12 protein-coding genes are annotated in these 14,579 nt (G+C 40.2%); 8 read left to right on the forward strand and 4 right to left on the reverse strand.

Going from position 1 to position 14,579, the window contains the following annotated elements; translation table 11 throughout:
* The first annotated feature begins 1 nt into the window (after window position 1).
* Window positions 2–1,258 (forward strand): phosphopyruvate hydratase, encoded by a 1,257-nt coding sequence (gene eno / locus JST56_05170; GenBank protein ID MBS1988358.1) that lies wholly within the window; start codon window positions 2–4, stop codon window positions 1,256–1,258.
* Between the two features lie 10 nt (window positions 1,259–1,268).
* On the opposite strand, the gene JST56_05175 is transcribed toward eno, so the two are convergent.
* Both JST56_05175 and JST56_05180 read right to left on the reverse strand, forming a co-directional pair.
* On the reverse strand, window positions 1,269–2,714 hold the full coding sequence (locus tag JST56_05175) for an RtcB family protein (GenBank protein MBS1988359.1): 1,446 nt from the start codon (window positions 2,712–2,714) through the stop codon (window positions 1,269–1,271).
* Window positions 2,715–2,724: 10 nt separating this feature from the next.
* On the reverse strand, window positions 2,725–3,138 hold the full coding sequence (locus JST56_05180; GenBank protein MBS1988360.1) for an archease: 414 nt from the start codon (window positions 3,136–3,138) through the stop codon (window positions 2,725–2,727).
* 234 nt (window positions 3,139–3,372) lie between these two features.
* On the opposite strand from JST56_05180, the gene JST56_05185 reads away from it, so the two are divergent.
* The 3 genes from JST56_05185 to JST56_05195 all read left to right on the forward strand — a co-directional run bounded on the left by JST56_05185 (window position 3,373) and on the right by JST56_05195 (window position 6,439).
* Entirely contained in the window at window positions 3,373–4,515 is a 1,143-nt protein-coding gene (locus tag JST56_05185; protein MBS1988361.1) for a hypothetical protein, read from the forward strand.
* Window positions 4,516–4,645: 130 nt separating this feature from the next.
* A complete protein-coding gene (locus JST56_05190) occupies window positions 4,646–4,900 on the forward strand; it encodes a hypothetical protein (GenBank protein ID MBS1988362.1) in 255 nt (84 codons plus the stop codon).
* A 144-nt stretch (window positions 4,901–5,044) separates the two neighbouring features.
* Complete coding sequence (locus JST56_05195; protein ID MBS1988363.1) at window positions 5,045–6,439, forward strand: ankyrin repeat domain-containing protein; 1,395 nt, start codon at window positions 5,045–5,047, stop codon at window positions 6,437–6,439.
* 27 nt (window positions 6,440–6,466) lie between these two features.
* Here JST56_05195 and JST56_05200 read toward each other — a convergent pair whose 3' ends face one another.
* Entirely contained in the window at window positions 6,467–6,973 is a 507-nt protein-coding gene (locus tag JST56_05200) for an adenylyltransferase/cytidyltransferase family protein (GenBank protein ID MBS1988364.1), read from the reverse strand.
* A gap of 24 nt (window positions 6,974–6,997) precedes the next feature.
* Window positions 6,998–8,425 (reverse strand): glutamate--tRNA ligase, encoded by a 1,428-nt coding sequence (locus JST56_05205; GenBank protein ID MBS1988365.1) that lies wholly within the window; start codon window positions 8,423–8,425, stop codon window positions 6,998–7,000.
* 122 nt (window positions 8,426–8,547) lie between these two features.
* On the opposite strand from JST56_05205, the gene JST56_05210 reads away from it, so the two are divergent.
* The 4 genes from JST56_05210 to JST56_05225 all read left to right on the forward strand — a co-directional run bounded on the left by JST56_05210 (window position 8,548) and on the right by JST56_05225 (window position 14,520).
* The gene (locus JST56_05210) at window positions 8,548–11,322 is read left to right on the forward strand and encodes a hypothetical protein (GenBank protein MBS1988366.1); all 2,775 of its coding nucleotides are present in this window, start codon (window positions 8,548–8,550) and stop codon (window positions 11,320–11,322) included.
* A gap of 180 nt (window positions 11,323–11,502) precedes the next feature.
* On the forward strand, window positions 11,503–12,495 hold the full coding sequence (locus JST56_05215; protein ID MBS1988367.1) for a cysteine synthase family protein: 993 nt from the start codon (window positions 11,503–11,505) through the stop codon (window positions 12,493–12,495).
* A gap of 5 nt (window positions 12,496–12,500) precedes the next feature.
* The gene (gene dapF, locus JST56_05220; GenBank protein MBS1988368.1) at window positions 12,501–13,343 is read left to right on the forward strand and encodes a diaminopimelate epimerase; all 843 of its coding nucleotides are present in this window, start codon (window positions 12,501–12,503) and stop codon (window positions 13,341–13,343) included.
* A gap of 22 nt (window positions 13,344–13,365) precedes the next feature.
* Complete coding sequence (locus tag JST56_05225; GenBank protein MBS1988369.1) at window positions 13,366–14,520, forward strand: hypothetical protein; 1,155 nt, start codon at window positions 13,366–13,368, stop codon at window positions 14,518–14,520.
* The last annotated feature ends 59 nt before the right edge of the window (window positions 14,521–14,579 follow it).

The raw sequence follows: 14,579 nt of genomic DNA on the forward strand, positions 1-14,579 counted from the left end.
TATGGCAAAGATTGTACGTTTGAGTGCTCGAGAAATTTTAGATTCACGTGGATGTCCTACACTCGAGAGTTTTATTGAGCTGAGTGATGGGCGGCGAGTAAGTGCTAGTGTTCCTGCTGGTGCATCGGTTGGCCGACATGAAGCTCATGAACTGCGAGATATTCTTTCTGAGCATTATCATGGAAAAGGGGTGCAAGAAGCAGTCCGTAAAATTGAAAAAATTATTGCACCGCTTCTTGTTGGCAAAAAACCCGATCTGCTTTCTATGGACCACCTTATGATTCAGGCCGATGGGACGCAGGATAAATCAAATCTTGGAGCAAATACTTTGCTTGTGGTGAGCATTGCAGTTGCTCGTGCTCATGCACTTGTTCATGGAATAGAGCTCTTTGAGGTTATCGCACAGCTCTCTGATGATCGCAGCCCAAGCATTCCACAATGCATGTTTAACATTTTAAATGGGGGAATGCATGGAGATAGTGGGGCAGTATTTCAAGAATTTATGATTATGCCCTTTTCAGATGAATCTTTTGAGCAACAATTACAAGATGTGGTAGCGGTTTATCAGCAACTCAAAGCTCTTTTGAAGAAGCGATCGTATGAAGCGGGGGTAGGTGATGAAGGTGGTTTTACGCCGCACCTGCCAGGAAGCGGAGTGATTCGTGAACGCGAAGCGCTTGATTTGCTCATGGAATCGATCATGCTTGCTGGTTTTGACTTTGAGTATTTTAAAATATGTTTAGACGTAGCAGCGTCCTGCTTTTATGATGAAGGTCAACAAATTTACACGATTGATGACGAGCTTTTTTCGGCACAGGATTTAGTAGGGTTGTACGAAGAGCTTACCAAAAATTATCCAATTTATTCGATTGAAGATGGTATGAGTCAAGATGATTGGGCTGGCTGGAAATTATTGACTGATCGTTTGGGTGATAAAGTTCAGTTGGTGGGCGATGACCTTTTTACAACTAATGTAGAGCGTATTAAGCAGGGCATTGATACAGGAGTCGCCAATGCTGTACTGATTAAACCAAACCAAATTGGAACGGTTTCTCAGGCTTTGCAGTCGCTTGATATGGCTCATAAGGCTGGGTACAAAACAGTGGTTTCGCACCGTTCAGGTGAAACATCGGACACCTTTATCATAGACCTTGCAGTTGGTGCTGGAGCTGATCAATGCAAAGCTGGCGCTTGTTCTCGCGGTGAGCGTGTTGCAAAGTATAATCGGTTGCTGCAGCTAGAAGAATTATTGAAATAAATTATTTTCTTCAACCCTTGATAACTGCGCAGGGTCGTAATCGTGCGACCTTGCGCGCAATGCCTGCATCATGAACAACATTAACCACATTATCGACATCTTTGTACGCTAGTGGTGCTTCTTCAGCTAGACCAACCATTGAGCCAGCTTGTATATGGATGCCCTTGCTCATAAGTTCCTCGTAAAGTGTTTTACCATGGATAGATCGCTTTGCTGCATGGCGTGACATTGTGCGCCCAGCACCATGGCAGCAGGATCCAAAAGAAGTGGTCATTGCTTGTTCTGTGCCAACTAAAACATATGATGCAGTTCCCATGCTGCCCGGGATCAGCACCGGCTGTCCAATGGCACGATATTCTTGTGCTAACTCTTCATGTTCGGGACCAAATGAGCGTGTAGCTCCCTTGCGATGAACAATAAGTTTTTTCTTTTTTTTACCAACCAAATGTTGCTCAATTTTTGCGATATTGTGTGCAACGTCATACACAAGACTAATCTGGTCGCCAGTTCCTGCGAATATTTTATTCCAGGCTTGTCGAACTTCCCAGGTAATTACTTGTCTGTTTGCCCAGGCAAAATTTGCCGCTGCCGCCATAGCATTAAAATAATCGGTCCCTTCGGGACTTGAAAAGGGAACGCATGCAAGTTCGCGGTCAGGAAGTGTGATATTGTAACTTGGCATAGCATTCATCATGATTTTAATATAATCGGTTGCAACTTGATGACCAAGCCCGCGTGAGCCGGTGTGAATAAGGATCGTTGCCTGATTTTTCCATAAGCCCAATGCTCCAGCAGCAGCTGTGTCATAAATTTCATCAACAATATCAACTTCAACAAAATGATTTCCCGAACCAAGAGTTCCTATTTGATCAAGGCCTCGCTGTTTTGCTTGCTCAGATACTTTGCTTGGATCGGCATTTTCAAGGCGACCGTTTGATTCTATGTGACGTAAGTCATCCTGCGTAGCATAACCATTTTTGAGTGCCCATTGTGCGCCATAGGTAAGAACTTGATCAATCTCTTGCGAGGTAAGGGTAATACTGCCCCCTTTTCCAACACCAGAAGGAATCATGCGAAAGAGTGTTTCACTCAAATCTTTGAGTCGACCCTTGATGTCATCATAGCTTTGTGTTGTTTTGAGCAGGCGTACGCCGCAATTGATGTCGTAACCGATTCCTCCGGGTGAAATAACGCCATCAGGCCACTGTGTTGCTGCAACACCGCCAATAGGGAAACCATATCCTTCGTGTGCATCGGGCATAGCAAACGCATGTCCCTGAATTCCTTGTAATGTTGCAACATTAACTAATTGTTCAAGTGAGCGGTCGTTAAAAACAACATCAAGCATCTCTTGTGTCGCAAAAATGCGAGCAGGTACGAGCATATCTGCGCGATAGCTTTGGGGAATTTCCCATTGAGTTGGGGTAATTTTTGTGAGTTTTTCTTTTGAGATCATTATTTTTCCTTTAAATATCAAAGACAATCATTGTGCTCAAGTTTCCTTGGTTGTCGTGAATGATTTCGGCTTCATGGTAGGTGACCGCCTTAATATCTTCGTCGAATTGGGCAACGGGTATGCCATGGACTAACGCTTCAAGTTGATTGGGGGTAAGTATGGTAAATGTTGCAGAACAGAAGAGGGCCTTATATACATGGCTTAATGTCAGGGCTTCAGAGAGAAAATCAATTAAAAGTACTGTTGGATCGTGAGAATTGATTTTTATTATGTGTGTAATCATCGATTTATTGGTATGGCAACTTGTTGGGCTTATAATTTCCGCCATGCCTTGAAGGGCAGCTAAAAAAAGTTCCTGCTGAGAGTCTGCCTGGACAAATAAGCGAACATCAGCCGTATGATCGATGAGATTGAATTTTTTCATGGAAACTCCTATCTATTTTTAAAAGTAGCGTATCATACCAATTTAAGATTTTATACGAGCATCAATTTTATTGTTTCTAAAAGAATATTTTTTCAAAATTTATCTTTTATTGACTGAGAATTTTTAATATGAGTAATATTAATATTGAACAAGCAGGGGGAGTGCTTGTAAAGCGAATTGTATTTAAAGTAATTGTGCCAAATAATATGGCCAAAAATAGAACAGGGGGGAGTTATGATCAAGCGATGGGGAATAAAAAGCGGAATAGTTCTTATTATTTTAGGAACGCTTTTTTACATGGGAATGCTGCATGCTCGGCAAATTCCAGCAACGGTACTTGATGGTCTTAAGGGCATTAAGGGTGTGATTTTAGAACTTTTGGCGACAAGCGAATACAGCGATTCAGTGGAGTTGAAAAAACGGCTTGAATCTACAAGTGAAGCTTTAAAAAAGTTCGTTAGTGAGCATGGAGCTAATCTTGGATTAGGTGATGATTCATCCTCGAGTCCTTCAAGTACACCTGCTTCACTACCAACGGTTACACCTGTTGCTGCATCGACACCAGCACCAGCACCAGCAATTATTGTTGCAAAACCACCAATATCTGTATCGCCAGCGCCAGTAGCGCCTGTTCCTGATGCTACCGATGCAACAGCTCAAGAAATTATACCTGAACCACCGGCTGCAGCTCTTGGTTCTTCAATTGCTCCAGGAGGAGAAACTATACAACCGCCTGCGGTTCTTGCAGCACCAGCACCTACAGGTGCAGTGGCTGGAGCGGTAGTTGCTTCAGTTGAGCCAGTGGTTACCCCAGGAATGCCTGACATTCAACCATTGGGAGAAGCAGCAGTACCGGTTGTTTCGGTACCAGCTCCAGTGCCTGGACTTGGAATACCTGTCGTTCCAGATGTAGCCGGTATTGCGCCGATCGCAGACTTAAATACGCTTCCATCGCTTGGAGAGATTGCTCCAATGGCGCCAGCTGCTCCAGTTGTACCGGGGCCGGGAATGATTGCTCCAATAGCGCCATTACAACCAAATCTTGGTGCCGTTCCAGTACCGATGCTGCCAGCTCCTGGAGCTTTGCCTGCAACATCAGTAATGCCGGGATTACCAGGGTTGCAAGCGCTGCCTCCATTAACCTATCATGAACTTGAGAGCTTGGATGGAGAAATGAATCAATTAATGGCAATGAGAATTCCCGAAGCGCCTGTTTTTTTTAATATTCAGCCGTTTGCAACGGTTTCTGCATTTGATCAAGAAGCTCAAGAGATGGAGCTTATGTCGGTTGCAATGCAAGATTCTCCAGCTATTGTTATGGATCAAACGTTGGATGATTTAAATTTGAGTGATCTTACTTTAGCAGGGCTTGAATAGATACTTTTTGAGTATTAAATTTTTGACCTTTTCAATGGCAAGTGGTGCTTTCGCGGCATTGCTTGCCATTTTTTTATGATTTTTACATACTGGCAAACAAATTATCGATTTTAATTGTAGGGAATAAGTTATGTATTGTGAATATTATCAGGCCCATGTGAAGGCCAAAGAGACCTGGTTTATTGGGGGTGTTTTTCGTAATCAAGATTACGTAACCTTCGACCGAACGCTTGATGGTACTAATGATATTATTGAATACTTTGTTCCTGCTTGCCAAGAAGAAAACTTTCTTCATCTTATGAATTATATGGTTCGTGCGGGGTATGTGTTCAAGTTTGAAAAAATGCCCAATCGCTTACAATATCCTGAACTCTATCAAACTTAAATCCTCTTCTATTCATACTTAATTCAAGTGTAAATAACTGACATCAACCACTTTTCTTGTAAAACCAATCAGTTATTCAGTACCTTTATTCTGGTTGCACACAAAAATTTTGATTTTTTTTGACTGTAAAGATGGAGAAGTATCATGAGAGTTAGAAATTCAAATTTTTTCAGAGTAATACTGATAGCTTTTTTTGCACTGAGTGGTTCAGGTTGTTTTTTGAGTGGATTGAATGATTTTCAAGAGGTTCATTTTAAAAATGGCAAAGTTGGTAGCGAGGCCATTCAAACTGTTGTTACTAATAATCCAAATGCTGTCATGCGACACTTGCGTGGTTTAAAATTTGGAATGCTTATCAATTCTAAAGATGAGACTCAAAGAGCAATTGTGCTATGGGCAGCGAAGTATAATCAATTAGATGCTTTTAAGAATATTTTAACAATAGCCTTCGATGAGGACGATCTTGTGTCAGACGATGATCTTGAAGTATCTGTAAATTATCAAGATCTGGCAACAGGAAATACTCCGTTGCACGAAGCGGTTATCAACAAAAATCTTCAAATGGTTCAACTGCTTCTTAAAAATAAGGCTGACCAGTTTTTGACTAATAACCTCGGCAATACCCCTCTTCACGAAGCAGTAATTGCGAGCAATTTATTGATAGCTCAACAGCTTATTAATGATCTTCTCAAAGAATATCAACGTGAGTTCATTGACGTGAAAAATAAATTGAATAAGACTGCGCTTGATCTAGCTCCCAAAGGTTCAGCTTTAGATAAATACCTTAGCCAGATTATTAATCCAGAAATAGTCGAAGAAAAAAAAGAAGAAAAAGGGAAAGAGGATGTTTTAAAGTTAGCCGAAGAAGAAGCTAAGAAAAAAAAGAATAAAATTGACCTTGGAGAACCTGGTCAACCAAAACTACCGCATGTAAAAAAAGCACAAGGACCTTTAAGTCGAAGAAGGCCAACAAAAAAATTAAAAGAGCTTAATCAAGAAATAAAGATGAGAAGTGAGCAGCTCAAAGCAGAAATCGAAAAGAGAGATGAAGAACGTCAAATAAAAAGAGAAAACACTGTAGCAAATTTAAAAAAATTTAAAGAAGATTTAGATGGTTTTGTTATTAAAAATGGAAAAAAGCCTCTTACTAAAGTTAAGTTACAGGCTCTTCTTAAACAAAATAATTTAGAAAAGTACTTTGCCAATTTAAATTTAATAAGTGATTCAAATATAAGCGTACAAAGTTTTCATAAAGAAATTGATGTAAAAATTGATAAACTTAATAAAAAAATGGGGATTCAAGACGTCGAATTAAATCCACCATCAGAGGCCAAAGAATATCCCAAAAAAGTCGTAGGTGCTCACGTTGTAGTATCTGAGTCAGAGGTTGTAGTTTCTGCTGTTTCAGTTAAGAGTAAGCCTGACAGTCAACTTCAAGGACAACTTAAAAAATTAAGTACATCACTGGGGGTTTTGCGTTCCAAGCTTAATGACTTACGCAAAGCGTTAGGTGAGTTGAAAGGCAATCTACACTCGTAAGTTGACCATACTTGAGAAAAGAAATAATTAAATTTCGCCTTCAGCTCGTGCGCGAATACGCCGAATCAAATCACTGGTAGAAACACCTTTGGTGTACGGAACGGTTTTAAACATATTACGACGAATCGGTACACCGTAGTAATGTTGTATTGTTTCAGGATTGAAATCATCACCATGGACAACGACATCAATTTTATGCTGATCGATAAATTCATCGGTAACACGAAGCGGGCAGTTGGGAATAACCTCATCAACATATTTGCATGCACTGACCGCTTGTGTTCGTTCTTCAAGATTCATAATTGGTAAACGTTTATATGACTTTACATCTTCGTCGTTGTTCAAGCCTACAATTAAATAGTCACCAAAGGCCCTTGCTTGCTTAAGAAAGGCAACATGCCCTGGGTGAAACATGTCCGCTACCATGTCGACGTAGACTCGACGTTGTTTTGGTTTAAAGCAAGCACGTTTGAGTGTAATGGTACTGACAACAACAACGGCAAGTATTATGAGTAGCGGACGTTTGAACAACATGTATTCCTTAGGAAATAAGTGATTTTAATTCTGCAAGAGTCTAGCTTTTACTGTTTTAAAATCAAGCATTTCGAGTAAGTCTTGAATACCAATCCCGTGGGTTGTTCCCGTTAACATAAAGCGTAGTGGGGTAAATATTTCTTTAATTGAAAGCCCAGCAGCTTTTGCGGCTAACTTAATACTACTCAAAAACGTTTCTTTATCGGTACTTTGCGCTGCTTGAGTGCGCAATATTTCAAGCGCAGAATCAATTTTTTCTTGCGGCATGGCAAGTGCAAGTTCTTCGTGGTTCAAGACCGGTTCTTGAAAATAAAAACTAAGAATTTTTTGTATATCTTCTAATTTATGAAGTTCAGTTTTAATTTTTTCAATGAGTTTTTCAAGGAGAGTATCATCAAGATTTTTGCTTTGTGGAAAAGCTGCATGTAAAAACGGTTTAAGTCTTTCAGATAAATCATGCGTTGAGATTTTATTAATCCATTTGTGATTAAACCAGGTAAGTTTTTCAACATCGTAACGAATTCCGCTGCTTGATGGAATGTGTGAGAAATTGAAATTTTTAACTAATTCATCAAGGCTTTGAATCTCTTGCTCAAATGAGCCGCCGATAATTGCCAAGTAATTACAAATTGCTTCTGGCAGATAGCCAGATTTGCGTAAGTCGCCCAGGCTGAAGCCAAAATCACGTTTTGAAAGCTTAGTCCCTTCAAGGTTGCAGATGATAGGCAAGTGCCAATAGGTAGGTGCTTTGACCGCAAGAGCATCGTAGAGTGCTAACTGCATTGCGGTGTTGGATGTATGATCTTCACCACGAATAACGTGTGAAATGCGCATTAAATAATCATCAACAAAGTTGGCAAAAATAAAAGTATATGAGCCATCTTCGCGTGTGACTGCAAAGTCTGAAAAGTGCTGCGTATCAAAAGTGATTGTTCCTTTTGCAAGGTCGTGCATATCAAGGAGTTGATTGTTATTAAACTGGAAGCGCCAGATAAATTTTAGCCCTGCTTCAAGCTTGCGTTGCACTTTTTCACTTGGATAGTGTAAGCAGGTGCGGTCATAGCGCGGTGGTTTGTGAGCAGCAATTTGCTGTTGGCGTTTTTCTTCTAAAATTTCTGGAGAGCAAAAGCAGCGGTAGACGCGTGTGAGTTCAATTAAGTTTACGAGCACTTGGTCATACAAATGCTTGCGTTCAGATTGCTGGTAAGGTCCAAAGTTTCCGCCAGCATCGCATCCTTCTTGATAGCGTAAGCTCAGCCATCGCAAATCTTGAAAAATTTGAAGCGTAGCTTCTTGGATATTTCTTTGTTCGTCGGTATCTTCGATACGAAGAATAAAGGTGCCGTTGTTTTGTTTTGCAAAAAGATAATTAAGTAATGCTGCGCGAACATTGCCCAGGTGCATGAATCCAGTTGGGGATGGTGCAAAGCGAACTCGAATATTGTTTTTCATAAATAATTCCTATAGTTTTCTCCGGAGTATAAAAAGTCTATTGACTGTTTGCAAGATGATATCGTTTTGTATACACTTTGCCCAAGTTTTGTTGTTTGAAGGTTTTTATAAAAGGAGAGCCGATGAGCTTTAGACGTCTGTTATCACTCGCATGCCTTTTGGGTTTGTTTTTCTCTCTGCATAGTGAAGTTAACCAATATCTTTTGTATGATCACCAATTTTATAATTTTTTTACTCAACGTTGTAAATTTGATATTGAAGGCGAGTGGAATAAAATATTTAAAGGTTCAAATCTTAAAACAACTAAAAAACTTTCTGCTCAAGAAAGAAACAAGCTTTTTAATCTCAAGGGCCGAATTGGCGTAGCGCTCAACAATTTGTATAGCACGCTGCCTGCTGATGAGTTGTTTGTTATATCTCAAGAATCACTGGAAAATCTTATTGGACCAAAAATTCCAGATCAAGATTCTATGCCTGATATTATGATTCAAGCAGCCGAGCAAACACTTGTTCAAATAAATGGATTGATGCGTGAGCGGTTTGAAGATCAGAATTTAAAAACTTCTGTTCAATTACGATCGTTTAAAAATAAAAACCTTACACAACAAGCATTTTTAGAGAACTTAATGGGTCTCCTTCTTCGGTTTTTTGATCCAAGAAGTATTGAATCACGACTAAAAAACGCCACAGAGGAAAACAATTTTGATTTCATTAAAAAATTACCGATCATTTCGATTGGTGTTATTGAAAATGAAGAAACAGGGGACATTACAATTTGTGCTTTTCCGTCAGGCACTCAAGCTGAACTCGATTGTCCAGACTTCTTGTATCATGAAATGAGAAAAACAAGTTCGTGGGGTAAAGTATTATGCTACGCAGGACTTGGAGCTCTTGTTGTTGGGACTGGTGTTTCTCTTTATGACAATTGGGGAGCTATTTCAGCAAACGCAGCAGAACTCAGAGATAGAGTTTGGGATCCGAATCAATGTGGTGATGACTTAGCAGCAGGTCCTGGATGTACGCGTCCATGGGAGATTCGTTGTCAAGGTGAAAACTGCGGACCAGAAATTATTGGTCCCGATGATGCATCATGGTTTGTTGTAGGAAAATGTTCAGCTGAAGATGACAATTGTCCAGCTGCAGGATATCAATCAATAGCAATGGTTGGTGGTAGAGACGTCAATGGCATTGCGCATTGTCAGGTCGATAAACCGCTTCCCGCAAATCTTGCTCTTATTGGAAAGATTGCACCAGGTGCTTGGGAATGCCCTGCAGGTAAAAGTCCATTTCACTTTTTGCAAGATGGAAGACTTTGTTTTTACAGAACTCCTGTGATTCGTGCAGGTGTTGATACAGCTGTGTGTGACCTTAGTGTACCTTATTGCAAGTTGCCTGGTGGACTGACACTTTTCCGTCATGGTGAGGATATGTTGTTAACTCCTCCATGTGGACAGGGTGTAAAAATTTGTAACATTGGTGATTTGAAACTCTATCTTCATGAGGATGGAAAATATACAGAAACCTCTCCATGCGATCCAGTGGAGACCGGCGGAGTCTGTGTGTTTGATGAAAATTTGATAGAGTTTTTCAACCCTGAAACAAAATTATGGCAAGACAAGCCAGTTGACTGGGTCAATGACAGAATGCTCTATCGCTTTAGAACAGGCGCAGAACAAGAAGTTAAAGTTTTTTGTAAAGCAGATGGCAGCTGTACGATTAAATTTCCATGTGCTTTAAAAGATGGAAAATGTCCTGTTGATAGCACCGTCTTTTACTCTAAAAAAGGTTCAAAAGTTTGGACAGAAGGCATGCCATGCGGAGCTGATGAAAAGTTCTGTATTATTGAAAATGACCAAGTATTCTATCCTCACTCAGATGGTGAACAAGATATAATTTGGAAAGAAGTTCCAGCCTGGACAGGTGAAACAACCAAGGGTATTTATACCGGTCCAGATGGTAAAAACTTTGTTCCAAATGTAGATTGCACAGCATGGGAGCTCTTGCCTGTAGGTGAATGCTTTACTTCAGAAAACGGTTTGTACTGTGTGTCCAAAGAAGGTCAAACACGTTACTGGCATACCAACAAAGATGGTGAATGCGGTTGGAAAGATGCCCCAGTTTGCACGGGCGCTGAAACAGAAGGTATTTGCACAGGACCCGATGGAAAAGTGTTTATCTTGAATGATGACTTAACTGCTTGGGTTCCAATGCCTGCTGAATGCTCGCGTGAAGTATCTTTGTTCTGCGTTAAAGATGGTGCCGTGAAATATTGGCATAAAGGTCAAGATGAACAGTCAGGATCTTGGCATAACGTTCCAAGTTGTGAAGAATATGCGGATAAAGATTTCTGTGTAGGTCCCGACAAAAATGTGTTTACACGAAGCAGTGATCTTTCAGATGACTTTACGCTATTGCTGCCTCCAGCTAACCAAAGTATCACATCGCTTGTGCGATTGAATAATGGTCACTTTGTTGTATGGCATCCACAAGAAAAGATGTGGATAGTTGACCAAGCACCATGTTCATCGATTAATCATAACAATGGGTATTGCACGCTCGATGATGGTAACGAGCTTTACTCTGTTGTTGTTGATGGAGAGCGCTTTTGGAGCCTTAAGCCTGATGTTGCAGATTCAGTCAATAAAATTAAGTTCAATGATGGCGCTCGACGTTGGAGACAAGTTCCTCTTAACGGCGTTGAGTGGACTCCTGTAATGCCATGTGACAAGAAAAACGCCTGTTCTTTTGTTGTTACCAAAGAGCAGCTTGAAAAGCTTGAAGCAACTGATGGTTATGTGAGAATTCAAGACGAAGAAGAGTGCGAAATTTGTCCTTTGGAGACGGTGAAAACATATCGTCCGGGTTCACATGTTACGAATATAAATCAGATAGATTAATGGTTATTTAAGATTTCAATAATTTGTCATTAAAATTGGGCCTCAAAAATTGGGGCCCTTTTTTTATAATCAATCAAAAAAAGAAAGAATCCTGGAATTGCAAAGAAAAACATTTTAAACTATCAAAAAAAGTAGGGGAGGTAGGGAAATATCTTTTTATTTTTTCAAAGGTGCAAAATCATGACAATAAAAAATCAGTACAAAACACTCTTGCAGCTTATCGGTAATACACCAATAATTCGACTTGATGTTCAAACTCCTCCAACAATGCTTGCTAAGCTTGAATACCTCAATCCGGGCGGAAGTGTCAAAGACCGCAGTGCTCTTTTTATGATCGAAGAAGCAGAGCGTACCGGAAAACTTAAGCCAGGCGGAACCATTGTTGAAGCAACTTCTGGCAATCAGGGGATTGCACTTGCAATGATCGGTAAAGTAAAGGGCTACCAAGTAATAATTACGTGTCCAGATCGCGTCTCACAAGAAAAAATTGCAACGCTCAGAGCCTATGGCGCCCAGGTACATATCTGCCCCAATACCGACTCTCATGAAGATCCACGTAACTATCACACCATGGCGGTGAATTTTGCAAAAACAATTCCTGGCGCATTTATGCCCAACCAATATTTTAATAAATCAAACGCCCTTGCGCATTATACAACAACCGGTCCTGAAATTTGGCAACAGACTAACGGAACTATTACCCACCTTTTTCTTGCTGCAGGAAGCTGTGGAACTATTTCTGGTGTTGGCCGATATTTAAAAGAACAAAATCCTGATGTCAAAATTATTGGCGTTGATGCTGCAACATCTTTTTACTCAAGCAAAGAGCCGAAAGCGTATCAGGCTGAAGGTTTTGGTATTGATGTGGTGAGTGATGTTTTTGATCAAAAAGCATTTGATGAAATAGCAACGGTAACAGATGATCAGGCTTTTGATATGACGCGAACGTTGACGAAAAAATATGGCATTATGGGTGGTTTAAGCAGCGGCGCAGTAATGCATGTTGCGCTTGAGTATTCTAAGAATCTTAAGTCTACCGATGTTGCGGTAGTGATTTTTGCCGACTCAGGGCGGGCATATTTGAGCAAGGTATTTGGTCAAGAAGCTTTGGTTGATGCTGAGCATGAGCATATTCAAAAACAAAGTACTCCAGAAAATGCGGTTGGGTTATAACCGAAATGTTGACGCACTTTTTTAAATATCAATCACTGGGCAACGACTTTATCGTCTTTGACTGGTACAAAAAACCGCAGCAAGATCTTGATAAAGTTTTTGATGATGCATTGCACTGGTCTGCGATTGTTCGTAAGCTCTGTGACCGAAATTTTGGCGTAGGAGCAGATGGTGTTTTGATTATCAAAAATAATCACGAACATGGTGTGCCCGAAATGCTCATTTTTAACAGTGACGGTTCTCAGGCACAAAGCTGTTTAAATGGTGTGCGCTGCATTGCGCAACATCTTGTTTCGACTCATCGTTATCCAGAGAAATTTTCAATAAAACTGAGCAATCGATTAATTGAGTGTGTAATGTCTGAAGTGAGTGGCCAGGTGGCTCCAACCATTTCAACTTCTGTTGGTACCGCTTGTTATAAGGGCACTAAAGGTGTTCAAACAACATCAGGCTTTTTTTCCGGGCATATTGTTGATGTGGGTAATCCGCATTTTATTATTTTTCAGAACAAGCAGTTGTCCTGGCTTGAAAAGCATGGAAGTTTGATTGAACAGCACGAACTATTTCCCAATAAAACAAATGTTGAATTTGTTTGGCAAGATGAGCAGGATAAGAAAAAATATTACTTAAATGTTTATGAGCGAGGGTGTGGCGTCACACGCGCCTGCAGCTCAGGAGCCGCTGCATTTGCCGGATTACTCAAGCAGCTTGGTATGATTGATGTAGATGAACAGATTATTATTTGCATGCCTGGAGGTGCGGTGGCCGCATTGGTTCAGGATTGCGGTAATATTATTTTGCAAGCGTCAGCGGTTCAGGTTTTTCAGGGAACTTTACCAGAAGTTTAGCGTAATAACGGGGAGGGAAAGGGTGTTAATTTCGATACAAAAATTAAAAATGAGCTTTATCGTGAGCTCATTTTTTTTTATAGTTGGATGTCAGGCTCAGGATATCATAGATTTTCTTTTACAGAATCCAATCTATTTTAAAGAGAATCATCTTATTGATCGATTGTACGATCAAACTTCTGCTTATCCATATGCTCGTCAATTTGAAAAACTTTTTCCAAATTTGTATCAACGTGATAAAGCTGAGATGCAGCAAGAGCCTTGCAACAGACTTATCATTCGCTTGCTTCGCATGATGGAACAGGCCCCACGAAAGGCACGCGGGTTGGCATGGTGTGGATGTTCTCAAGCTCCGTTACCCATGCGTATTCGTCTGGCAATGAGGGTTCTTGATTCGGTTGTGCGGCGTTTTGTGTATACCGGTGAAAAGTTGGTTTACAGCGCTCAGGGGTCAGGTAAACTTCTTCAAGATTTTATTATTATTGCAGGTCTCATTGAGCTTGGATATTCAAATTTAGCTATCAATATTATTGATATTGAATATGAAACAAAACAACAAACACCAGCAATGCTGTATGCGCAAATTGCACTGAATCAACACATTCGATCAGCTGTATGGCTTAAACAACAAACAACCCCAGAATATGCTTTGCGATATAACGTTACTGCATATCACGATGCGTATGATTATTTAGAAGATGTTAAGCATGGGAAAGCACTAAGAAGTAATATTTTAACAATGGTTGATCCTGGTGATGATTTACTCAGAAAAGAATTTAAATATCGCGGACCTACAAAGCAGGTTTCTCTTGTTGAGTTTGTTCTGAAGAATGATAAGACTCGTTGTGCAATCTATCTTTCGCGCAGTAAAAGCTTTAAATATTTTTATGGGATAAATTTGGCTCAAGGTGAAAAAGAGCTCATTAAATCTATTATTCAGCATGTGCGACAACAAGGATCGGATAAATATTTTCTTGAATACTTGGTTGCGGTTATGCATGAAAAGTTGAGCATTCGTGAGGTTAATTTTTTTCAGTCACCCTACCGAGTCTTTGATGACCTTGCCGGTGATGGTGCTCTTCCAAATGCAATAATATTTCAGCTTTGCACTGGCGTTATTACTTCTGGTGTTCGTGATGGCTTGCCCATTAAACATCTTCAAAAAATCTGGTTTTGATGGCCTTTTTTAAAACTGCTGACAATAAAATATATTGGTCGGTATACTCGTCCCTGAAT

The organism is Candidatus Dependentiae bacterium (genome assembly GCA_018266175.1).
In the GTDB taxonomy this organism is placed as follows: Bacteria; Babelota; Babeliae; order Babelales; family RVW-14; genus JAFEAY01.